Source organism: Bartonella alsatica (assembly GCF_013388295.1).
GTDB lineage: Bacteria > Pseudomonadota > Alphaproteobacteria > Rhizobiales > Rhizobiaceae > Bartonella > Bartonella alsatica.
In genome coordinates, this window is record NZ_CP058235.1 from 1,184,895 (window position 1) to 1,207,394 (window position 22,500).

Genomic DNA, 22,500 nt, shown 5'->3' on the forward strand with positions numbered 1-22,500 from the left:
CCTAATAGAATGAGAATCATTGAGGGGAAAATGTTGTCTTAGCGCACTGATACGCAAAGAGCTGAGGAGAAAAAGATGGTATAATGTGATGAGTATTGTCATGAAAAAACTGGGTTGTTTCTCCATAAAAAGCATTTTTTTTATTAATATGGATCATTTTAGGAAAACATTCTTGCACAATGAGAGGATCATGGAGTGCTGTAAGAACCGTTCGTCCTTGTTGTTGCCAATACGTGATCAACGCAAGAAGGTCTGTTTGGGTGTTATAATCTACACCATTGAAAGGTTCATCGAGTAAGATAATATCAGCATCTTGTACAATAATACGTGCAAAAAGAGCGCGTTGTAATTGGCCACTTGACAGCGTATCAAGTGTACGGGTAGCAAGAGCTGTAAGCCCAACCATTTCAAGTGCATTTTGGATTTTAGAATAATAAGGGCGCTGGTTTTTCCACAATCCACAAAAAGACCACAGTCCTGTTTTTACGAGCATTTGCACATCAATTGGAAATGTTTGATCTATATTACATTGCTGGGGAAGGTAAGCAATTCGACTTTGTTTTGGTTTTGTGATTTTACCTGTGATAGGTTTAATCAAGCCAGCGATAGTTTTCAGCAATGTAGATTTTCCAGCACCATTATCACCCGTTATTGCTATCAAAGAGCCCGTTTTTAACTTTGCTGAAAAGCTTCTTATTGCTATTCTATTTCCATAGCCCAATGTTGCACTATTGAAATGCAAATCCATAATTTATACTCTCTTTTATTATTTTCCATAAACATTATGTTATGTAATAATATAACGCTTGTCAACAAAACGTTATATTATTACATGTGTTTTGAGAGTTGAGGATTTTAGTGGGAAGATCGTGGAAAATTTAAAATAGTGATTGAATTTTCCTTGACGAAAAAGAGAGTGTGTATACTATATATAGTATCAAAATGATTGGTGATTCTAAATAAGCACAAGTGAGGGTATAGTGTGTTTCGTTTGGTGTCTAAGTTATTTCCATAATGTGATCGTGAAGAGTTTATTGACCAAGGACAGAGTAGTGTTCCTGTTAGGATATCTCTTTAGGAAGAATTTCCTTTCGTTTTTGTAAGTTGGTTTTTGTCATGAAAAAGTAAAGTTAAGCTATTAGAGAATAGTAGCTGGAGAGGGAAGTTTTCAGACAGCAGGAAGGAATTGTAATGCAGGCGAAAGGTTGTTTTATAACTGGGGGGCTTTTGCTATTTAAGTTGTAGAATGATCACTTATTCTCATCGTAATTTTTGAATTATTTGGTGAGAACTTCTGTTACGTTCAGGAAGCTATGTGTTATTTGAATTAAGAGTATAGCTATGTGTGTTTGCGTACGATTTCTATTTTTTGTTATCCTTGAGTATTTATAAAGTTATCAGAATAAACTCTGTAAGGGTTAATTTGTTAGAATTGTGAAAGTTGAAGAAAATGCCGGTCACTATTTATAGCAAACCATCTTGCGTCCAATGTGATGCTACGCGTCGTGCCTTTGATGCTAAAGGCATTAGTTATCGCGTTGTAGACATTTCTCGCGATGAGCAAGCATATATTTTTGTTCAATCTTTGGGGTATCGTCAGGTTCCTGTAGTTGTTTGTGGTGAAAATCATTGGTCTGGTTTTAGACCTGATATGATTAGTGGTCTTTGTGTTTAATGGGACTTATTGTTTATTATTCGAGCGCAACGGGTAATACTGAACATTTTGTTTTACAGCTTGATCAAAGACTCTTCAAAATTGGTAAAAAAAAACCGTCTGTGTTAATCAGAGAACCTTATGTGTTGATCGTTCCTACCTATGCAGATGGTGAAGGAAGAGGGGCTGTGCCGAAAGCAGTTATTCATTTCCTTAATGAAATCGAGAACCGCAAGTTAATTCGTGGTGTCATTGGTGGTGGGAATCGTAATTTTGGTCGCTATTATAATTTAGCAAGCAAGATCATTTCTGAAAAATGTTGTGTGCCTTGCCTTTATCGTTTTGAGCTACGTGGAACTGATGAAGATGTTATTTGTGTAAAGAAGGGATTGAAAAGATTTTGGAAACAATTGATATAGAACAGTTGCAGAAATCAGGTCAGATCACAGATTATCACGCACTGAATGCAATGCTTAATCTTTATGATGAAAATGGTCATATCCAATTTGATATGGATCGGCTTGCTGCTCGACAATATTTCCTTCAGCATGTTAATCAAAACACGGTTTTTTTTCATAATTTGAAGGAGAAAATAGATTACTTGATAGAAGAAGGTTATTATGAAAAAGCCTTATTTGAACTTTATGATTTCTCTTTTATCAAAAAGCTTTTTAAGCGTGCTTATGCATTTAAGTTTCGTTTTCCTACTTTCTTGGGTGCCTTTAAGTACTACACGAGCTACACCCTGAAGACTTTTGATGGGAAACGTTATCTTGAACGTTATGAAGATCGTGTCTGCCTTGTTTCTTTATATTTAGCACAAGGAAATAAGGCTCTTGCTGAGATTTTTATGGATGAGATTATTACAGGTCGTTTTCAACCTGCAACACCGACATTTTTGAATGCAGGAAAGAAGCAACGTGGTGAATTGGTATCATGTTTTTTACTGCGTGTTGAAGACAATATGGAATCAATAGGTCGTTGCGTTAATTCAGCTTTACAACTTTCAAAACGCGGTGGAGGTGTGGCGCTTTGTTTGACCAATTTACGGGAAGCGGGGGCACCAATCAAGCAAATAGAAAACCAATCTTCAGGTGTATTACCTGTGATGAAACTTTTGGAAGATTCTTTCTCTTATGCCAACCAACTTGGTGCACGGCAAGGAGCTGGAGCTGTTTATTTACATGCGCATCATTTAGATATCATGAAATTTTTAGATACAAAACGTGAGAATGCTGATGAGAAAGTCAGAATTAAAACGCTTTCGCTTGGTGTGATTATTCCTGATATTACTTTTGAGCTTGCTCGTAATAACGAAGATATGTATCTATTCTCACCCTATGATATTGAGCGCGTTACAGGTAAATCCTTTAGCGATATTTCTTTAACGGAGCATTATCGATCTTTTGTTGATAATGCAAAGATTCGTAAAAAGAAAATAAATGCACGTGTCTTTTTCCAGACTTTAGCGGAAATTCAATTTGAATCAGGTTATCCCTATATTTTGTTTGAGGATACTGCTAATAGAGCTAACCCAATAGCTGGACGTATAAGTATGAGTAATTTATGTTCAGAAATTTTGCAGGTGAGTGAGGCCAGTGAACTGGCGACAGATTTAACTTATCGCACTATTGGAAGTGATATATCTTGTAATCTTGGTTCAATGAATATTGCAAAAGCAATGGAAAGTTGTGATTTCGGACGGACGGTAGAAGCTGCTGTTCGTGCTCTTACTGCTGTTTCCGATATGAGTGATATTGCATGTGTACCTTCTATTGCGAAAGGTAATGCCGAAAGTCATGCGATTGGTTTGGGACAAATGAATTTGCATGGTTTTTTAGCGCGTGAGCAGATCTATTATGGCTCTCCAGAAGCGATTGATTTTACTAATATCTATTTTTATATCGTAACGTATCATGCAATACGTGCTTCCAATTTAATTGCACGCGAACGTCAGCAAATCTTTGCAGGATTTGAAAAGTCAGCTTATGCAGATGGCCGTTTTTTTGAAAAATATATTGAGAAAGAATGGAAGCCGCAATTTGCACTTGTCCAAGAGCTTTTTGCACGTAATAATATTGTTATACCAGACCAAAAGGATTGGCAGGAACTCAAGAATTTAGTTATTGAGCATGGTCTTTATAATCGCAATCTGCAAGCTGTTCCTCCCACAGGGTCTATTTCCTATATTAATCATGCGACATCTTCTATTCATCCAATTGCTTCGAAAATTGAAATTCGCAAAGAGGGAAAAATTGGACGCGTTTATTACCCGGCTCCTTACATGGATAATACGAATTTAGATTTTTATCAGGATGCTTATGAGATTGGACCTGAAAAAATTATTGATACCTATGCTGCTGCCACTCAGCATGTTGATCAAGGTCTTTCATTAACTTTATTTTTTCCAGACACAGCTACCACCCGTGATATTAACCGTGCACAAATTTATGCCTGGAAAAAGGGTATAAAGAGTATTTATTATATACGGTTGCGACAAGTAGCGTTGAGTGGAACAGAAGTGGATGGCTGTGTTTCGTGCAGTCTATAGGAGATAATCATATGACAAAGATTACAACTAAGAATCCTGTTGTTTGCGCTGTCAACTGGAATAGATTGCATGATGAGAAAGATCTTGAAGTATGGAATCGCTTAACAGGAAATTTTTGGTTGCCTGAAAAGGTTCCACTTTCTAATGACATTCCTTCATGGTCAAGTTTAACGGAGGAAGAACGCAGGTTAACGATTCGTGTTTTTACAGGATTAACTCTCTTAGATACAATTCAAAATACAGTAGGAGCTATCTCACTTCTGGTTGATGCAATAACAGAGCATGAGGAGGCAGTATTGACGAATATTGCCTTTATGGAAGCGGTTCATGCGCGTTCTTATTCCTCTATTTTTTCAACCTTATGTTCAACCGTAGAAGTTGATGATGCGTTTAGGTGGTCAGAAGAAAATATTCATTTACAGAAAAAAGCCAGATTAGTACTTGAGCGTTATGAAGGAAATGACCCACTAAAGAAGAAAATCGCCTCCACTTTGCTAGAAAGTTTTTTATTCTATTCTGGTTTTTATTTGCCTATGTATTGGGCCAGCCGCGCTAAATTAACTAATACAGCTGATCTCATTCGGCTTATTATCCGCGATGAAGCTGTACATGGTTATTATATAGGCTATAAATTTCAATTAGGATTTTCAAAACTTAATGAGGCCCAAAAGCAGGAAATTAAAGATTTTGCTTTTAACTTGCTTTTCGACCTATATAATATTGAATGCAAATATACTGAAGATCTTTATGACGCTATAGGATTGACAGAAGATGTTAAAGTTTTTCTTCATTATAATGCAAACAAGGCTTTAATGAATCTGGGTTTTGAAGCTCTTTTCCCACCTGAAGTTTGTCGTGTTAATCCTGCCATTTTAGCCGCTTTATCACCAAACTCCGATGAGAATCATGACTTTTTTTCAGGAGCTGGTTCTTCCTATGTCATTGGCAAGGCGGTTGCGACCACGGATGATGATTGGGAATTTTAATGATTGCATGCAAAAAGAAGGGCGCGGGGTATACCGCTTAGGTCTTTGCGCATTTCTAAGCATTTGAAGCCGTTTTTTTCAAATAAGTCGCAAACTTCTTTTTCTTGAGAATATCCGATTTCAACAGCGATATGGCCTTTTTCTTTTAAGTAGTTTGATGCTTTATCAGAAAGCTTTCGATAAAAATCAAGACCATCTTTTCCACCGATCAGTGCGCGTAATGGGTCATACAGTTGCACTTCCTTTGCAAGATTTTGGATATCTGTTGCTGGAATATAAGGTGGATTGGAAATAATAAGATCAAATCGACCTGTAACAGAATCAAACCAATCGCTAAAAAGAGGTATAAAGCGATCTATCACTTCCGCATTCTTTGCATTTTTTGTAGCTGTTTTGAGGGCATCTTCTGAAATATCCACAGCTACTGTGTAGGATTGGGGAATTTGTTTAAGAATTGCAATAGCAATGGCGCCGCTTCCTGTTCCCATATCAAGCAGTGTTATTTTTCCTAATTCTTTCACATGTTTTTTGAGGAGAGGTAAAACAAGATCTATGAGGATTTCTGTATCAGGACGTGGTTCTAACGTATCTGGAGATAATGCGAGAGATATGCCGTAAAATTCTCTTGCCCCTATAATACGGTAGACAGGTTCGCCAGCAATACGTCGTTGTATGGCGTGTTCTAATTGTACAATTTGCTCAAAAGATAAGCACATATCTGGTTGGAAAATTCTATCAGATGCATTTGTATTTGTTATCCATTCAACAAGTATTTTTGCCTCAAGATTGGCTTCAGAAATTCCTTGTGTACGCAATTTTTCTTGCGTTTTTCGGATGGTATAATTGAGAGTATGAGTACTCATTCATTATTATCCATTTCCATAAGGAGTGCTGTCTGGTGATTGGATATGAGAGCATGAATAAATTCATCAAGATCTCCTTCCAAGATGCGATCAAGCTTATACAAAGTGAGATTAATACGGTGATCAGTAACACGGCCTTGTGGAAAATTATAAGTACGAATGCGTTCTGAACGATCACCAGAGCCAACTTGGCTTTTACGGGAAGTTGAACGTTCATTTTCTGCTTTTTGTCGTTCAATGTCAAATAAGCGTGCACGTAAAATTTGAAGCGCTCGTGTACGGTTTTGGTGTTGTGATTTTTCTGCTTGTACTACCATAATTCCTGTTGGAATATGTGTAATACGAACGGCTGAATCAGTTGTATTGACATGCTGTCCTCCTGCCCCAGATGCACGCATTGTATCGATGCGAATATCTTCTGGACGAATTTTAATATCAATTTCTTCAGCTTCTGGAAGTACTGCGACGGTAGCAGCAGATGTATGGATACGTCCACTTGTTTCTGTTTCAGGGATGCGTTGTACACGATGAACACCTGATTCAAATTTCAGTTTAGAAAAGACACCTTTCCCTGAAATGGACGCAATAATTTCTTTATATCCACCAACTTCTCCCTCATTAAGTGAAACAATTTCTACTTTCCAGTTGTGAGCATCGGCATAACGTGCGTACATGCGAAAAAGATCACCAGCGAAAAGTGCTGCTTCTGAACCACCTGTTCCTGCTCGAATTTCAACAATGGCGCTTTTTTCATCAGCAATATCTTTAGGCAAAAGAAGAATTTGGAGTTTTTGCTCAAATTGTTCAATTTTTTGGTTTAATAATGGCAACTCTTCTTGGGCAAGATCGCGCATTTCTATATCTGTTAATTTATCATTGATGATAGTCTCCAGCTCTGCAATCTCTGCAGAAAGATCATTTAATGTACGTATAGAAGCAACAATTGGTTGTAGTTCTGCATATTCAGAAGCTAATTTTACATATGTCTCAGCATCTGGGTTTTTAGCCATTTGGCTCTCAATTATTTCAAAGCGCTTTTCAAGCTGTCTCATACGATCTTTTGGCAAAGAAACCATGATAAATTGGCCTAATTTGTTATAATACGAGCAATTGACTGCCTTATAGCATCAGATAAAAGAGAGTAGTAAAGCAGAAAAACTTTTTTGCCACTGAAAACTATAATTTTTTAGGTGAACTTATAGAAAATCTGATTTCCATAAGGCGTTTTTTGATTATACATATGAGATCACCTATCTAAGAATTGTTTTTTTCCCATACAGTTCAAGGCGATGGTAAATAATATCATAACCAAGGGATTTAGCAATTTCTTCTTGCAATTTTTCAATAATATCAGAATGAAATTCGATAACTTGCCCTGTTTCTATATCAATAAGATGATCATGGTGTTGTCCATCTGCTTGCTCAAAACGAGACGGCCCACCACTAAAGGTATGGCGATGAATTGTTCCATTTCCTTCTAATGTTTTCATTGTTCTATAAACAGTTGAGAGAGAAATGCTAGAATCTATTTTGTGAGCACGCTGAAAAATTTCAAATGCGTTCGGATGATCGTTTGTTTCAGCTAAAATATCAAGAATAATGCGTCTTTGACGTGTTACTCTTAAACCTGCAGTGCGTAGTTCCTGCTCATAATTTCGCTTTTTGTTCATCTTTTTAATTGTTTGTTTTTCAAATAAAGGCACCATGACAATGTTTGTATTTTTTATCTGACCCACAGGGACAACGCTCATTCCGTCCAACCTTTCCCCATGTGGTTACATCATTGGGGTCACGGTCTTTCGGGTTAACAATTCTATTTTCTTGTGTTCGTGTCCACAGGATAGCAGTTTTTTCTTCTCCTTGATTATTTGGAGAGTTATCGGCATCCGTTGGTACAGGTATGAGTGGTTCTATGGGTTGTTGAATGATATCGAAACGCATGAGTTTAGAAATAACAATTCTGCGTAAATTTCTGAGCATGCTTTGAAAAAGTTCAAATGACTCTGTTTTGTACTCATTGAGTGGATCTCTCTGTGCGTAACCCCGAAAACCAACAACAGAACGTAAATGGTCTAAACTTACCAGATGTTCACGCCATAACGTGTCAATAGTTTCAAGTAATATAGCTTTACGACAATAAGCCATAACTTCTGAAGAGTAGCGCTCAGTACGTTCGTTTTCAAGTTTTGTAATGGCATCTGATATGCGTTCAAAAATTTGTTCTTCAGCAATTCCATCTTCTTTTCCCCATTTTTCTACTGGAAGTTCAAGATTAAAAAGTTGGTGAATTTCTTCTTGTAGAACTTTCACATTCCATTTTTCAGAATATGTTCCCGATGGGATATAGGCTTCTACAAGATCTTCAACCACTTCATTACGCATTTCAAGGATCGTGTCTGTCAAATCATCTGCATTCATGATTTCCATACGCTGTTCAAAAATAACCTTGCGTTGATCATTCATGACATCGTCATATTTTAACAAATTTTTACGGATTTCAAAGTTTTGTGCTTCGACTTTTTTTTGCGCTTTTTCAAGGGCTTTATTAATCCATGGATGGGTAATCGCTTCATTTTCTTTCAATCCAAGCTTTTGAAGCATACTATCTATACGGTTGGAGCCGAAAATACGCATAAGATCATCTTGAAGAGAAAGAAAAAATTTTGAGCGACCAGGATCACCTTGACGACCAGAACGTCCACGTAGTTGATTATCAATACGACGACTTTCATGGCGTTCAGTAGCAATGACATAAAGGCCACCAACCGCTAATGCTTTTTCTTTGAGTTGTTGGACATCTTTTTTAATAGCTTCAATTTTAGCAGTTCGCTCTAGACCTTCGGGGATATTCTGTAATTCTTGTCGAATGCGCATCTCGACATTTCCGCCAAGCTGTATATCAGTACCACGTCCAGCCATGTTTGTTGCAATGGTTAATGCTCCAGGAACTCCTGCCTGTGCAATAATATATGCTTCCTGTTCATGATAGCGAGCATTCAAGACTCTAAAATCGTTAATCCCTTCTTTACGTAAACGTTCTGCCAATTGTTCTGACTTTTCAATAGAAGTTGTTCCAACAAGAATAGGCTGTCCTTTTTCGTGTGCTTGACGAATATCCTGTAAAATAGCACGATATTTTTCTTCTTCTGTTCGATAAATTTCATCATCTTCGTCACGACGCTGTATTGGTAAATTTGTTGGAACTTCAATAACATCAAGACCGTAAATATTACTAAATTCTTCAGCTTCTGTTACAGCAGTACCCGTCATACCAGACAATTTTCTATACATACGGAAATAATTTTGGAAAGTGATGGAAGCTAAGGTCTGATTTTCTGGTTGAATAGCAACATGTTCTTTGGCTTCTAATGCTTGATGAAGCCCTTCAGAATAACGCCGTCCTGGCATCATACGACCTGTAAATTCGTCAATGATAACAATTTCACCATTACGCACAATGTAATCTTTGTCACGAACAAACAGCTTATGGGCTTTTAAGGCATTATTGACATGATGGACAATGGCGACATTTTCTATGTCATAGAGGCTTTCACCTTTAAGATGTCCAGCCTGTTCAAGCATTTTTTCAATTTTTTCGGTCCCAATTTCGGTAAAGGTTGTTGTTTTTTGTTTTTCGTCTATTTCATAGTCTTCTGGAGTTAAGATAGGAATAAATGTATCAATAAGGTTGTAGAAGTCAGTACGATCTTCTAGGGGGCCAGAAATGATAAGGGGGGTACGTGCTTCGTCAATGAGGATCGAATCAACCTCATCAACAATTGCATAATGATGTCCACGCTGGACCATTTGACTACGATCAAAGGCCATATTATCGCGCAGATAATCAAAACCCAATTCATTGTTTGTTGCATAGGTGATGTCGCATGCATAGGCTACTCGGCGAGCATCATTATCAAGATCATGGAGAATCACACCTGTTGTTAGTCCTAAAAAGCCAAAGATTTTTCCCATTGTTTCAGCATCTCGACTAGCAAGATAATCGTTTACTGTAACAACATGAACGCCTTTTCCTTCTAATGCATTAAGATAAATTGGCAAAGTTGCCATTAATGTTTTACCTTCACCGGTACGCATTTCAGCAATGCCACAGTCATGAAGCACCATTCCACCAATGAGCTGTACATCAAAAGGGCGCATATCATAAACACGTTTTGCTGCTTCACGGGCAGTTGCGAAAGCTTCTGGTAAGAGCAAATCAACGGTTTCACCTTCAGTAAGACGTTTACGAAACTCATCAGTTTTTTGGCGGAGTTGTACATCGCTTAATTTCACGAATTGTTCTTCTAAAGCATTAATTTGTCCAACTTTTTGACGAAGAATCTTGAGACGTCGCTCATGAGCTGAACCAAAAAATTTACGTGCAAAGACACCTAAACTGACCATTTCTGGCCCTTTCTTTTAATTGTTGCTACTATTATTGGGTAATTCATATGATATCCCCATGTTTTGCAACCCTTAAGGTATTTAATATAACTAGATATAAGTGGTACCATTATATTTATGGGTGTGCAATTTTTCTCTTTGATTGTAAAGTAGAGATAAGAGGCTAAGTGCACCGTGTCAACTTTAGTAATGCTGTTTAGTTGGCACAATACAAAATAATTTAGAATACAGTATGTCATTTTTCTATGATTATCACGTTTTCTATTAGCATTAGATAGGAAGGGATAAACTGAGATAAAAGGACATTTTATGCTTTTTAAAATAAAATTACTGATTTATTTATCTATGTTTAGAGGTTAGAATGTTACAGTTAAAGAAAATAGAATCTTGAATCTGCCTTCATTTTTAAGGAGTATATTTATGAAATTCAATTCTATCACGCTATTTTTGACATCAGCCTTATTAACGAGCACAAGTTTAGGGGTGATAGCCCAAGAAAATTTGAATTCTACAACGAATGATTTAAAGACTTTGGAGAAAGCTTCTGAAAAGGCAGTTTCTCCCTCTCATGTTATGGCGATTATTGAAGGGAAGAATATTACAGCAGGGCAATTAGATGAGTTAGCGCTTGAAATAAATCCTAATTTAACACGTTTTTCTGATGAACAACGTCGTATAATGGTTTTAAAAGCCTACTTGGATATGCAGGCACTTGCTAAGGCAGCAATAGAGAAGGGTATTGATAAGACTGAAGCTTATGATAAACGTATGGCAGTTATGCGTGACAATGTTTTGCAGCAGCTTTATTTTAAACAAACAATTATTGACCAGATTTCAGATACTGATTTGGAGGCCCTTTACAATAAAGAAGTTGCCGCTTTACCCAAAGAAGATGAGGTTAAAGCGCGTCATATTGTAGTCAAAACGAAAAAAGAAGCAGAAGTTATCATTAAGCGTTTAAATAAAGGAGAGAATTTTGAAGAAGTTGCAAAAAAGAATTCAACAGATGGTTCTGCTGCTGTGGGGGGTGATCTTGGCTATTTTAGCCATGGTCAAATGGTCAAACCTTTCGAAGATGCTGCATTTGGCTTAAAAGTTGGCGAATACACCAAAAATCCTGTTGAAAGTCCTTTCGGTTGGCATGTTATTAAGGTAGAAGATCGTCGTTTGAAACAACCCCCTGCATTTGATGATGTTAAAGAAGTGTTGCGTACACAGCTGATAAAAGAGCGTTACCAAAAATTGATTGTTGATTTGCGTAGCAAAATGAATGTGAAATATCCAGATCCTGATGTTATAAAACTTATGCAATCTCTTAATCAAAATGAAACATCGCTTCCAAATGAAACATCAGATGAAGAGGATACAGAATAATAAGGAAGAAACAGTAGATAGTATCGTTGTGGGGTAGTTTGATAAATAAATTTTGTTTAACAAGCTTGGTAATTGTTTTTTAGAGATCATTTTATTTTTACGGAAGGCATAGTGTGACTTTAAAAATATCTCCTTTGTCTCCGCAAAATATACGGGAGCTTCCGCCATTATCTGGTGTACGAATCGCAACGGCTGAAGCGGAAATTAAATATAAAGGTCGTACAGATCTTCTTTTCATCATATTTGATGAACCAGCGAGTGTGGCTGGTGTTTTTACACGCTCAAAATGCCCGTCTGCTCCTGTAGAACATTGCCGCGCATCGCTTTCTCATGGGGTTGCTAGAGGTGTTGTTGTTAATTCTGGAAATGCAAATGCTTTTACAGGTCGTAAAGGAAGGAACACAATAAATGAAATTATATGTGCAGCGGCGAGTGCTTTGAAGGTTGAAGAAAATGAAATTTTTATAGCTTCTACCGGTGTTATTGGTGAGCCAATGGATGCATCGAGTATTGTAAGCCTTTTACCAAATATGGCGGCAACAGCAAAAGAAGGGAATTGGTTGGAAGCTGCGAAAGCAATTATGACGACTGATACCTTTCCAAAACTTGCTACGCGCAGTTTTGATTGTGGGGGAGAGATCGTTACTATTAATGGGATTGCGAAAGGTGCTGGTATGATCGCACCAGATATGGCAACGATGCTCTCTTTCGTCGTAAGTGATGCAGGAATTTCTTCAGATATGCTTCAATTGATGTTATCAGAAGCTGTTCAGGGTTCTTTCAATTCGATTACTGTCGATAGCGATACTTCAACTTCAGATACACTCATGATGTTTACTACAGGAAAAAAAAGCTTTCCTAGCCTTACACATAAAGCTGATCCACGTTATGAGGTGTTCTCAAAGAACTTGAGTGCACTTTTGCATGAACTTGCATTACAAGTTGTTTGTGATGGAGAAGGCGTTCGTCATTTAATTGAAGTTAATGTAATTGGTGCTACAACAGACAATGCTGCGAAGACTATTGCTCTATCAATTGCAAATTCACCACTTGTAAAAACGGCTATTGCCGGTGAGGATGCTAACTGGGGGCGAGTGGTTATGGCAGTTGGCAAGGCTGGTGTTGAAGTAGACCGTGATCTATTGACAATTTGGTTTGGTGAATATCGTTTGGCTGTTAATGGTGAACGAGATCCTGAGTATTGCGAAGAAACAATAGGCGCTTATATGCGAGGTAAACATATCACAATTCGTGTTGATATCGGCTTAGGTATTGGGAAAGCGACAGTTTGGTCTTGTGATTTGACGAAGGAGTACGTTATGATTAATAGCGATTACAGAAGTTAGCAGATGTATCATAAATTTGACATCGGATATCTGTTTGACATCGGATATCTGTATTTCGAAAAGCGTGAAGTGTTTAGCTCTTTCATTTTGAAGTAAGGGGAGAGATAATACGGAAGAGATGATTATATTTACCCCTTTTGGAGAGTGGTATGAGTATAAAAAATTCACTTCTTCTTGTTGTTGCATGTGCATTATTAGATCAAAATAATTGTGTTTTGCTTACAGAACGTCCTAAAGGAAAATCACTAGCTGGTTTATGGGAGTTTCCTGGAGGAAAGGTTGAGCAAGGTGAAATACCAGAAGTATCATTGATTCGTGAATTAAAAGAAGAGCTCGGTATTCATGTTCAGGCAGATAATTTACTACCCTTAACATTTGCAAGTCATGGCTACGAAACATTTCATCTCTTAATGCCATTGTATCTTTGTTACCATTATGAAGGTATTGCTCAAGGACGAGAAGGGCAAAATTTAAAATGGGTTTTTATTGGTGATCTTGAAAAATATCCTATGCCTGATGCTGATAAGCCATTGGTTCGGCTATTGAAAAATTTTCTTCTTTAATAAATCTTAAAAAGAAAATATCGTTTACGAATAAGGGGTATCTTTTTCATAAATATTAATGGTAGATAAGATGATTTCTAAGAGAAAACTTTGTGGTTTTGTAAGAGATTTTTCTTTTTTTGCATTCAACTACTTCATCGTTATTATATTGCACTCATATGATACAAAGTAGATTTTATAAATATAAATTACCGTTTCCATAATAGGTCATTTTTTTGATGTTGTAATGCTTTATTGTTTTAAATGTTCTTACTCTGAATCAAAAAAATTGTTCAAATACGCTTATAAAAAAGATGGCCTATAATTTGAAAAGCAGTTTGAGAGTGGATGCAACATATGATGGATGAATTTTTTAAATGTTAAGAGAAAGTATGACACTGAAAGTATGCCGGCTATGATAGACTAATTTATGATTTGCAAACATAACGTTAGTGATGCTCAGTGGATTTTGCAATTATATATATCTGGATAATAGAACTGAGAAATGAAATTAAAAGTTATCTAAATAAGCATGTGAAAGAGCAGTACAATGTGTGAGGGTACTTATTATAAAGATCTCAGAACCCATTAAAGAATCGAAGTAACAAAAACATGAAGTTCTGCCCAATTTCCATAGTTTAAAAGTTATTACTCTAGATATTTTTGAAAGCTGTGGAGTTGAAAAAGAAAGAAATGTTGAAGCTTAATAATAATTACCTTTATGCATTCCGTTTGCTGCCAAAAATAATACACTCATTACTTTATTGCTCTGTCATTGAACAGTTTTGCTAATTAAATTTGTATAATGCTAATTTATATATATTTCTGTAATATGCGCAATTTAAAGAAAACTACTCATTAAGTTGGTTGACGAATTATCACATTCTCCAAAAATGCATGAATATTAATAAAAATTTTTGAATGAATACTGAATATAAGTTTTAAGAAAAATTAAGTTATTAATTCTCCTTGTTATAAATAAGCTTGCGAAAGAGGATTTGTCGTTTACATGGGATCAGCAACTTTTTTAGATCAGCAGTATTATTTTAAGGTTTTAAAATGAGCTCATGAAAGAATGTAATATTCGTTAGTTATGCTGATTAAGAGTTCCTAATTATACTTCTAATATTGGGCGACGTTTTTCTATAGGATATTGTTGATATTTTTTAGCGATGCGCATAATTGTCTTCTCCAGTGGCTCAATCGTAACATCCATCGAAAAGCCATTTGCATGAATTATATTTTCATCATCAACCATAATAGCAACATGACCTTTCCAAAAAATCAAATCACCTCGTTGAAGTTTATCATTATCTGTAAGTTGATTGCCTATAGTTTTCTGCTGCATGTCAGTATCACGTAAAACCATTTGATCGGTCATTATCATGGAAAGTTGAAGCAACCCTGAGCAATCAATTCCAAAACCACTGACACCACCCCAAAGGTATGGTGTGCGAATAAACATTTCGGCAACTGTAACATAATCTTCATATACGCGCCCAATGGGGCTGAGGTGATTGGTAATGATTGCTTTCCCCTCTTCAAGTATAGAATACATGGTACCACGAACTTCAATTTCATCAACAACACTTACTTTGCTTCCCATGGATAAGGGATATTCCATTGGCCCATGTAAATCAGCTTGGAAATACTGAAAAGTACGTGGTACTGAAACGATATGCGTTTGCTTTACGGTTGATGTACAAAGAACTGTTGTATCAATATAACCAACATAACCATCTTTGAGGGATTGTACCCAAGACATGGTCTTTCCTTGTTCAAAGACGAGAAGCTCTTCTCCGAATAAGCACTCTGTTTGCATTTCACTTTTTTTATTGTTTTCTTTAAAGAGTCCAGCAACAGGTATATTAACACGTTTTTTTTCACCTTGCACAAAGCATTGTGCTGTAACTTCTGTTTCAAGACGTTTGTCTGCTAGATCATCTCTAAATGCATATAATCTTGGATCTTTAGAGACCATTCGTTTACATTCCATTTTTATCTTTGAATAGAATTATAACATGTACTCGTAGGACTTTTCATTCTCAAATAAAGCACAGAACACCATTTGAAGTAATAAGCAATCATTCCTACACTTTCAAAATTATCCATAAAGATGGATATTTTATGTTAATTTAGTTTTTAAAGAGATTATAAAGAGCACGAATAGCTTGTGCAGACCCACCAACAGGATAGCCTGGTTTTTCTTTTGGAACCCACCCATAAAGATCAAAATGCGCAAAATGTTCAGCTTTTTCAACAAAAGAATTGAGAAATAAAGCAGCGACTATAGAGCCAGCAAAGTTATTTCCAGCTATATTATTCAGGTCAGCGATTGGTGATGATAACATTTCTTGATAGGGTTTCCAGAGGGGCATTTGCCAAAGAGGATCGGAAACAGAGTGAGCAGATTGAGAAATTTGTTGCGCCCACATTGAATCATTACAATAAAATGCGGGAAGATCTGGTCCTAATGCTATACGCGCTGCTCCTGTTAATGTTGCCATACAAAGCATATATTGTGGGCTTTCTTCATCACCATAAGCAAGTGCATCGGCAAGGACAAGCCGTCCTTCAGCATCTGTATTGCCAATTTCAACACTTAAACCTTTACGACTTTGGAGAATATCGCCTGGTCTGTAAGAATTAGCAGAAATTACATTTTCAACGGCTGAAATCAAAACACGTAGACGAAAAGGTAATTTGGCATCCATGATAAGTTTAGCTAACCCCAAAACGTGTGCCCCACCCCCCATGTCTTTTTTCATGTATAACATGTTATTGGCTGATTTAATATTAAGACCTCCAGTATCGAAGGTTACTCCTTTACCAATCAACGTTATTTTAGGGTGGTTTTCTTGGCCCCAGCGTAGCTCAATCAGTCGTGGTGCAGTACTACTAGCACGCCCTACAGCGTGAATCATGGGAAAATTATGTGTTAAAAGATCATCTCCACAAATGCTTTGGACATCAGCACCATAGGTTTTTCCCAATTGGCGTGTTTTTTTCTCGAGATTATCAGGATTCATATCATTCGCTGGGATATTGATAAGATCACGAACAAAAAAGACAGTTTCATAAATTCGTTGAAGCTCAACGAAATCAACCGTATCGTTGACATAGATCGACAACGATTTGGAAGAAGAGTTTTGACGATATCGGTTAAATTGATAATTTCCAAATGCCAATCCAAGATAGCTATTTATTTCATGTGAGGCTGTTCCTTCTAAATGCCAATTTCCAGCAGGAAGATTTTTAGCGAGAAGCCCTGTGATAAAAGGTTCATCACCGTTGCCTAGTCCAAAGAACACTTTTTTTAAATGTCCCGTTTTGTGAGGAATAAAAAGTATTTGTCCTGCTTTGCCGGTGAAATTATTAACGTTCATCCATGCTGTCGTTGATGCATCAAGCGATAATTCAACAAGATTTTTAGGACTTACCAAAAATATAGGACAGCTATTATCGATACGTTTTTGGCTAAAATAAATGTAATGTGAGTGCATATTTATGAAATCCTCATAGTTGTCGAAGTGCGACATATTCAACCAAATGGTTTTTTCCTTTGCGTAGAATGAGATTAGATCGTGGTCGTGTTGGCAATATATTTTCTTGTAAATTTTTCAAATTAATTGTTTGCCAGATATTTTCAGCGATTTTTAAAGATTCCTCTTCATGCAGTAGTGCATAACGATGAAAATAAGATTCAGGATTTTGAAAAGCTGTTTTACGCAAACGTTTAAAACGTTCCAAATACCAGTGCCGAATTACTTCTGTTTCAGCATCTACATAGATTGAAAAGTCAAAAAAATCTGAAACAAAAGGGATAATTTTGCCATCTTTAGGGAGATCACTTACTTGTAAGACATTAATACCTTCAATAATTAAAATATCAGGGTGGTCAATGGTAATGGTTTGATTTTCCAGAACATCATAGGTCATATGCGAATAAAGTGGGGCATTAACATTACCAATACCAGCTTTTATAGCAGAAAGAAAGTTCAGCAATTTTTTAATATCATAAGAATCAGGAAAGCCTTTACGATTCATACGATTTTTTTGCTGTAATACAGCGTTAGGATAAAGAAAACCATCAGTTGTAATCAAATCAACTTTAAGATTGGATGCCCAACGTTTCAAAAGTTCTTGAAGGATACGAGCAGTAGTTGATTTTCCCACCGCAACAGAGCCAGCAATTCCAATGATAAAAGGGGTTTTTTTTGTTTCTTTTTGATGTAAAAATTGTTGGCGCTTGTAAAAAAGTTCCTGAACAGCTTCAACATGACATGATAACAAACGTGATAAGGAAAGATAAATGCGTTGTACTTCTTCAAGATCAATTGGATCATCAATTGAACGTAAACGTTTAATTTCATCAAAGGTCAAAGTAAGTGGTGTATCCGCACGGAACTTGGACCATTCTTGTGCGGTAAAGACACGATAGGGTGAATATCGTTCAGAAATAGATTTGACCAGGTTATCTTTTGGGTCAATTTTTGAGAGAATCAAATCAATCATTTATATTAGTCGAGATCTTTTTTGCTGCAGTAATTGATTAAAAATAGATAAGCAAGTTTTTTTGTATTCAAATGAGTTTCGTTTCAGATGTTCTTTATTTTTGGAATAATAAATTAATCTTTTGTTAGCTTATAGTCCAGCTATTCCAGTTTGCATTGATTTGTGCTAGTGATAGCCCTTCTGCCAAAAAAGCCCATAAAAGTAAGCGCGCTTTTACTGCTGATAAATAACCGGACATAAGGGCGCCAGAAGCAATCAAATCGACTTCTGAACCTTTATAACCGTAAGTTATGCGGGTTGTTGAGCCAGTACAGGTACGACTAGCAATAATAATAGGCATTTTTTGTGTATATTGTTGCACGATGTCTGCCTCTTCAAAACTGCAGTGTCCTGATCCGAAACCAGCAATGACAAGTCCAGAATAGTATCCACTTTCGAAGCAGAATTTCATTAGCTGTGTATCAGAGGATAAAGAGGAATGAAGGAGAGCAACTTGGTGATCATAATTTTTGGGAGGATCAAATGTTGTCGGGAAAAAGTTTCGATCATTAAAATAAATTGGTCTTCCTTCCAAAATAGCACCTAAAACACCTGTCAAACCTGATTGAAATGTCTCAATTTTGACAGTATGGTTTTTCTGAACCCAATAGGGTGAGTGAATGGTGTCATTAATTACAACTAAAACACCTCTGTTTCGGCTTTGTGGATGAGCAGCAACACGAGTTGCCGCTAAAACATTAGCCGGCCCATCAGCACCTGCTTCACAGGGTATACGCATAGCACCAGTTATAATGAGTGGTTCTTCTTTGTCCCAATAAAGAGAAAGAAAAAAAGCTGTCTCTTCTAGTGTATCAGTACCTTGGGTTAAAACAATACCTTCTGCACCAGCCTTTATTTGTTGTTTTGCCCACTCTAAGATTTCAAAAAGAATTTTAAAAGATAAAGAACCACTCGGTAATTGTGTGAGTGTTTGCGCGTAAATATTAGCAACGTTATTTAAGTCAGGAACACTTTTGATAAGGGTATCTGAGGTTAATGTCGGTTGCATTTGGCCAAAATTGTCAGCAGCCATTGCAATTGTTCCTCCCAATGTCCCTATTGCTATTTTTTTCATAATTATTCCCTTAAAAGACAAAAATTGTTTAAAAGAACTATTTAACAACAATTTGCATCGATAACAATGCTATCATTTTTTTTTAAAAAAATTGAATTGTGCTAAATCATTGTGTTTTGCAATATATGTTCTTAAATAAAGATAATAATGATTGGATTTTACATTTGATGGAAAGAAATCAATATTAAGAACAAAGGTTAATATTAAGGAGTCTCCTTATGGAAGAACATAAACCAGACATAATGTATGGTACAACTATTATTACTATACGCAAAGGTGACAAAGTTGTGATGGCTGGTGATGGACAGGTTTCGCTTGGGCAGACGATTATGAAAGGCAATGCGCGCAAAGTTCGTCGTATTGGAAAGGGTGGAGCCGTTATAGCTGGTTTTGCAGGCGCTACAGCAGATGCTTTCACTTTGTTAGAAAGATTGGAAACGAAGCTTGAACAATATCCTGATCAGCTCATGCGTGCCTGTGTAGAACTCGCAAAAGATTGGAGAACAGATCGCTATTTGCGTCGTCTTGAAGCAATGATGCTTGTGGCTGATAAGAAAATAACTTTAGCTTTAACAGGGCTTGGAGATGTTTTAGAACCAGAAGATGGAGTTATGGCGATTGGTTCTGGAGGCAATTTTGCTTTTTCGGCTGCTTGGGCACTTATGGATATGGATTTGGATGCTGAAACTATTGCTCGTAAAGCTATGGATGTTGCCGCTAAAATTTGTGTTTACACCAATGATCATTTTACGATTGAAACATTGGATGCAGAATTATCTTCTTTAGAGAAAGCTATTTGAATGTGTGTTGTATTTTCCCCTCGTGAGACTGTTTCTGAACTTGATCGTTTTATTATTGGACAAAATGATGCTAAACGTTCTGTTGCTATTGCACTGCGCAATCGTTGGCGTAGACAGCAGCTTGATGGTCCAATGCGTGAAGAGGTTATGCCGAAAAATATTTTGATGATAGGACCAACAGGTGTTGGTAAAACAGGTATAGCGCGTCGATTAGCAAAACTTGCTGGCGCACCTTTTGTTAAAGTAGAAGCAACTAAATTTACTGAAGTTGGTTATGTGGGACGTGATGTTGAGCAAATTATTCGTGACCTTGTTGAGATTGCTATTTCTCTTGTGCGTGAAAAAAAACGAGATGAAGTTAAAGTAAAGGCTCATATTAATGCTGAAGAGCGCGTTTTAGATGCCCTTGTTGGCAAGACAGCAAGCCCTGCTACTCGTGATAGTTTTCGCAAAAAGTTACGCGAAGGTGAATTAGATGAGAAAGAGATTGAAATTGAAGTAGCCGATAATAACAACAATAGTGCTTCGACCTTTGATATTCCTGGTATACCTGGCGCACAAATGGGAATTATGAATTTGTCGGATATTTTTAGTAAAATGGGGAGTCGTACAAAGGTTCGCAAAACTACAGTAAAGGATGCTTTTAAGCCACTCATTGATGATGAATCAGAGAAACTCCTTGACCAGGATCAAATTATTCAAGAAGCGCTCCGTGTTGCTGAAAATGATGGAATTGTATTTATCGATGAGATTGATAAAATTGCAACGCGAGATGGTGGAGCAAGTGCTGCCGTTTCGCGTGAGGGAGTTCAACGAGATCTTTTGCCTTTGGTTGAAGGAACAACAATTGCTACAAAATATGGACAAATCAAAACAGATCATATTCTTTTTATTGCGTCAGGTGCGTTTCATGTTTCCAAGCCTTCTGATTTATTGCCAGAGCTTCAAGGTCGTTTGCCCATTCGCGTGGAGTTAAATGCTTTAACAAGAGAAGATTTACGACGTATTCTAACCGAACCAGAAGCCAGTCTGATTAAGCAATATATTGCTTTAATGGCGACAGAGGAAGTTCATTTAGAAATTACCGATGATGCGATTGATGCTTTAGCGGATATTGCTGTAAGTTTAAACGCAAGGATTGAAAATATAGGGGCACGTCGTTTGCAAACAGTAATGGAGCGTGTTCTAGATGAAATTTCTTTTACGGCACCTGATAAAGCTGGAACATCGTTTAAAGTTGACGCTGCTTATGTCAGAAAATCTATAGGTGAGCTTGCTGCTGATATAGATCTTTCACGTTTCATTCTTTAAAGTTATCGCTTGTTTTCATCTATCGGCGTGCTTCGATAATTTTAAATCCATGGGCTTTTTCATGTATCAATACCGTATGAAAAATGTCTTTTAACAATGTTTCATAAGGAAGGTATCGGTTAGCAACCAGAAGCAGATTGCCGCCTGGCTTGAGATATTTTGCAGCATTTATAATAAAATGCTGTCCTAATGAGACATCTGTAGTTTGTTGTGTGTGAAACGGCGGATTTGAAATGATTGTATCATATAGATCTGTGATAGGTTCATGTATAAGATCATGCCAATAAAAATGAATCGGACAAGAAGCGGCTATGTGTTTGAGATGCTGTTTAGCTGCTTCCAAAGCGTTATAATCAGCTTCATAGAGGTCGAGAGCTGTTAGTTTTTCGCTTCTTTCAAGGGCAGCATAAGAAAGATACCCCCAACCAGCACCAAAATCAGCGGTTTTTCCAGAGATAATTTTGCACATGTGCAAAGCAAGTGCAGCAGATCCACGATCGATACGACCATGCGAGAACATGCCAGAAGTAGTCTGAAATTTATTTTCAAAAGTGAGTGGTGGTGAACGCAACTGTACAATCTTCTGTCTCTCTATTTTTTGTGGAACTTGAAGCCAAAATACCAGTCCGTGGTTTTTGGACAATTTATCGGTGATAGGAATAAATGTTTTAACCCATTTCATCATTGAAGCAGCGCCAGCCGTTTTATTTCCACCGATAACAATCCATCCACCAGGTCTAACACATTCTAATAAATCAAGAAAACAATTTTGGTTGAAACCACGGTATTTGCTTAAGTGTAAAAGCGCACCATCATAGGTGAAAGTTTTATCTATTTGAGGTGCGCAATGAAACTGAGCATTGGCAAATTTTAAAAAGTTTTGTCGCCATGGTGTTATAACTTTTAAGTTTTGCATCCATTCTGAAGCAGGAATTTCGGTTAAACCAAAACTCAACCATAATTGGTTTGGATTGGGAAGAGCAAGGCTATGGTTTTCAAAAGGTAAAAACAGTAACACATGTAGTTCTTTCAAAGAAAAA

At 36.9% G+C, this 22,500-nt stretch carries 18 protein-coding genes and 1 pseudogene; 9 read left to right on the forward strand and 10 right to left on the reverse strand.

The window, feature by feature from the left end:
- Window positions 1-748 (reverse strand): annotated as a pseudogene (locus HWV54_RS04830) (ABC transporter ATP-binding protein); the annotation flags it as partial.
- A 702-nt stretch (window positions 749-1,450) separates the two neighbouring features.
- Here HWV54_RS04830 and nrdH point away from each other — a divergent pair.
- From nrdH to nrdF, 4 genes are read left to right on the forward strand one after another with little or no spacing between them, the layout of a single operon-like run.
- Window positions 1,451-1,675, forward strand: a complete 225-nt coding sequence (gene nrdH, locus HWV54_RS04835) for a glutaredoxin-like protein NrdH (RefSeq protein ID WP_005866191.1) — start codon at window positions 1,451-1,453, stop codon at window positions 1,673-1,675.
- Window positions 1,675-2,073, forward strand: a complete 399-nt coding sequence (gene nrdI / locus HWV54_RS04840) for a class Ib ribonucleoside-diphosphate reductase assembly flavoprotein NrdI (RefSeq protein ID WP_005866188.1) — start codon at window positions 1,675-1,677, stop codon at window positions 2,071-2,073. The genes nrdH and nrdI overlap by 1 nt, the downstream gene beginning before the upstream one ends.
- Window positions 2,055-4,205: a class 1b ribonucleoside-diphosphate reductase subunit alpha gene (nrdE, locus tag HWV54_RS04845; protein WP_005866186.1), complete on the forward strand. Its 2,151-nt coding sequence runs from the start codon at window positions 2,055-2,057 to the stop codon at window positions 4,203-4,205. Before nrdI ends, nrdE begins: the two co-directional genes overlap by 19 nt.
- A gap of 11 nt (window positions 4,206-4,216) precedes the next feature.
- On the forward strand, window positions 4,217-5,191 hold the full coding sequence (gene nrdF / locus HWV54_RS04850; protein ID WP_005866184.1) for a class 1b ribonucleoside-diphosphate reductase subunit beta: 975 nt from the start codon (window positions 4,217-4,219) through the stop codon (window positions 5,189-5,191).
- Here nrdF and prmC read toward each other — a convergent pair.
- The 4 genes from prmC to secA all read right to left on the reverse strand — a co-directional run bounded on the left by prmC (window position 5,188) and on the right by secA (window position 10,458).
- On the reverse strand, window positions 5,188-6,054 hold the full coding sequence (gene prmC, locus HWV54_RS04855) for a peptide chain release factor N(5)-glutamine methyltransferase (protein ID WP_005866182.1): 867 nt from the start codon (window positions 6,052-6,054) through the stop codon (window positions 5,188-5,190). The two genes, nrdF and prmC, sit on opposite strands and share 4 nt — an antisense overlap.
- Window positions 6,051-7,130 (reverse strand): peptide chain release factor 1, encoded by a 1,080-nt coding sequence (prfA, locus tag HWV54_RS04860; RefSeq protein WP_005866179.1) that lies wholly within the window; start codon window positions 7,128-7,130, stop codon window positions 6,051-6,053. The genes prmC and prfA overlap by 4 nt, the downstream gene beginning before the upstream one ends.
- A gap of 174 nt (window positions 7,131-7,304) precedes the next feature.
- Window positions 7,305-7,805, reverse strand: a complete 501-nt coding sequence (locus HWV54_RS04865; protein WP_005866177.1) for a Fur family transcriptional regulator — start codon at window positions 7,803-7,805, stop codon at window positions 7,305-7,307.
- Entirely contained in the window at window positions 7,744-10,458 is a 2,715-nt protein-coding gene (secA, locus tag HWV54_RS04870) for a preprotein translocase subunit SecA (protein WP_005866175.1), read from the reverse strand. Before secA ends, HWV54_RS04865 begins: the two co-directional genes overlap by 62 nt.
- 420 nt (window positions 10,459-10,878) lie before the next feature.
- Between secA and HWV54_RS04875 the strand changes: the two genes are divergently transcribed.
- The 3 genes from HWV54_RS04875 to HWV54_RS04885 all read left to right on the forward strand — a co-directional run bounded on the left by HWV54_RS04875 (window position 10,879) and on the right by HWV54_RS04885 (window position 13,741).
- A complete protein-coding gene (locus HWV54_RS04875; protein WP_005866173.1) occupies window positions 10,879-11,832 on the forward strand; it encodes a peptidylprolyl isomerase in 954 nt (317 codons plus the stop codon).
- A gap of 113 nt (window positions 11,833-11,945) precedes the next feature.
- Window positions 11,946-13,178, forward strand: a complete 1,233-nt coding sequence (argJ, locus tag HWV54_RS04880; protein WP_005866171.1) for a bifunctional glutamate N-acetyltransferase/amino-acid acetyltransferase ArgJ — start codon at window positions 11,946-11,948, stop codon at window positions 13,176-13,178.
- A gap of 149 nt (window positions 13,179-13,327) precedes the next feature.
- Window positions 13,328-13,741, forward strand: coding sequence for a (deoxy)nucleoside triphosphate pyrophosphohydrolase (locus HWV54_RS04885; RefSeq protein ID WP_005866169.1), 414 nt, complete (start codon window positions 13,328-13,330; stop codon window positions 13,739-13,741).
- Between the two features lie 1,093 nt (window positions 13,742-14,834).
- Here the strand turns inward: HWV54_RS04885 and HWV54_RS04890 are convergent.
- The 4 genes from HWV54_RS04890 to HWV54_RS04905 form a co-directional block, all read right to left on the reverse strand.
- Complete coding sequence (locus tag HWV54_RS04890; RefSeq protein ID WP_005866167.1) at window positions 14,835-15,701, reverse strand: C40 family peptidase; 867 nt, start codon at window positions 15,699-15,701, stop codon at window positions 14,835-14,837.
- 154 nt (window positions 15,702-15,855) lie between these two features.
- A complete protein-coding gene (locus HWV54_RS04895; RefSeq protein WP_005866165.1) occupies window positions 15,856-17,223 on the reverse strand; it encodes a leucyl aminopeptidase family protein in 1,368 nt (455 codons plus the stop codon).
- A 13-nt stretch (window positions 17,224-17,236) separates the two neighbouring features.
- Window positions 17,237-18,181, reverse strand: a complete 945-nt coding sequence (gene coaA, locus HWV54_RS04900; protein ID WP_245256331.1) for a type I pantothenate kinase — start codon at window positions 18,179-18,181, stop codon at window positions 17,237-17,239.
- A gap of 178 nt (window positions 18,182-18,359) precedes the next feature.
- The gene (locus HWV54_RS04905) at window positions 18,360-19,349 is read right to left on the reverse strand and encodes an asparaginase (protein ID WP_005866161.1); all 990 of its coding nucleotides are present in this window, start codon (window positions 19,347-19,349) and stop codon (window positions 18,360-18,362) included.
- A gap of 218 nt (window positions 19,350-19,567) precedes the next feature.
- On the opposite strand from HWV54_RS04905, the gene hslV reads away from it, so the two are divergent.
- Together hslV and hslU are read left to right on the forward strand one after the other, a co-directional pair.
- Window positions 19,568-20,149, forward strand: coding sequence for an ATP-dependent protease subunit HslV (gene hslV, locus HWV54_RS04910; RefSeq protein WP_005866159.1), 582 nt, complete (start codon window positions 19,568-19,570; stop codon window positions 20,147-20,149).
- Complete coding sequence (gene hslU / locus HWV54_RS04915; RefSeq protein ID WP_005866157.1) at window positions 20,150-21,460, forward strand: ATP-dependent protease ATPase subunit HslU; 1,311 nt, start codon at window positions 20,150-20,152, stop codon at window positions 21,458-21,460.
- Window positions 21,461-21,479: 19 nt separating this feature from the next.
- Here hslU and HWV54_RS04920 read toward each other — a convergent pair whose 3' ends face one another.
- Window positions 21,480-22,478 (reverse strand): class I SAM-dependent methyltransferase, encoded by a 999-nt coding sequence (locus tag HWV54_RS04920; RefSeq protein ID WP_005866155.1) that lies wholly within the window; start codon window positions 22,476-22,478, stop codon window positions 21,480-21,482.
- Window positions 22,479-22,500 lie beyond the last annotated feature (22 nt).

Bases quoted from the DNA above. Each gene is read 5' to 3' on its own strand.
- nrdH (WP_005866191.1), top strand. From the start codon at position 1,451: ATGCCGGTCACTATTTATAGCAAACCATCTTGCGTCCAATGTGATGCT.
- nrdI (WP_005866188.1), top strand. From the start codon at position 1,675: ATGGGACTTATTGTTTATTATTCGAGCGCAACGGGTAATACTGAACAT.
- nrdF (WP_005866184.1), top strand. From the start codon at position 4,217: ATGACAAAGATTACAACTAAGAATCCTGTTGTTTGCGCTGTCAACTGG.
- prmC (WP_005866182.1), bottom strand. From the start codon at position 6,054: ATGAGTACTCATACTCTCAATTATACCATCCGAAAAACGCAAGAAAAA.
- prfA (WP_005866179.1), bottom strand. From the start codon at position 7,130: ATGGTTTCTTTGCCAAAAGATCGTATGAGACAGCTTGAAAAGCGCTTT.
- HWV54_RS04865 (WP_005866177.1), bottom strand. From the start codon at position 7,805: ATGAGCGTTGTCCCTGTGGGTCAGATAAAAAATACAAACATTGTCATG.
- secA (WP_005866175.1), bottom strand. From the start codon at position 10,458: ATGGTCAGTTTAGGTGTCTTTGCACGTAAATTTTTTGGTTCAGCTCAT.
- HWV54_RS04875 (WP_005866173.1), top strand. From the start codon at position 10,879: ATGAAATTCAATTCTATCACGCTATTTTTGACATCAGCCTTATTAACG.
- HWV54_RS04885 (WP_005866169.1), top strand. From the start codon at position 13,328: ATGAGTATAAAAAATTCACTTCTTCTTGTTGTTGCATGTGCATTATTA.
- HWV54_RS04890 (WP_005866167.1), bottom strand. From the start codon at position 15,701: ATGGTCTCTAAAGATCCAAGATTATATGCATTTAGAGATGATCTAGCA.
- HWV54_RS04895 (WP_005866165.1), bottom strand. From the start codon at position 17,223: ATGCACTCACATTACATTTATTTTAGCCAAAAACGTATCGATAATAGC.
- HWV54_RS04905 (WP_005866161.1), bottom strand. From the start codon at position 19,349: ATGAAAAAAATAGCAATAGGGACATTGGGAGGAACAATTGCAATGGCT.
- hslV (WP_005866159.1), top strand. From the start codon at position 19,568: ATGGAAGAACATAAACCAGACATAATGTATGGTACAACTATTATTACT.
- hslU (WP_005866157.1), top strand. From the start codon at position 20,150: ATGTGTGTTGTATTTTCCCCTCGTGAGACTGTTTCTGAACTTGATCGT.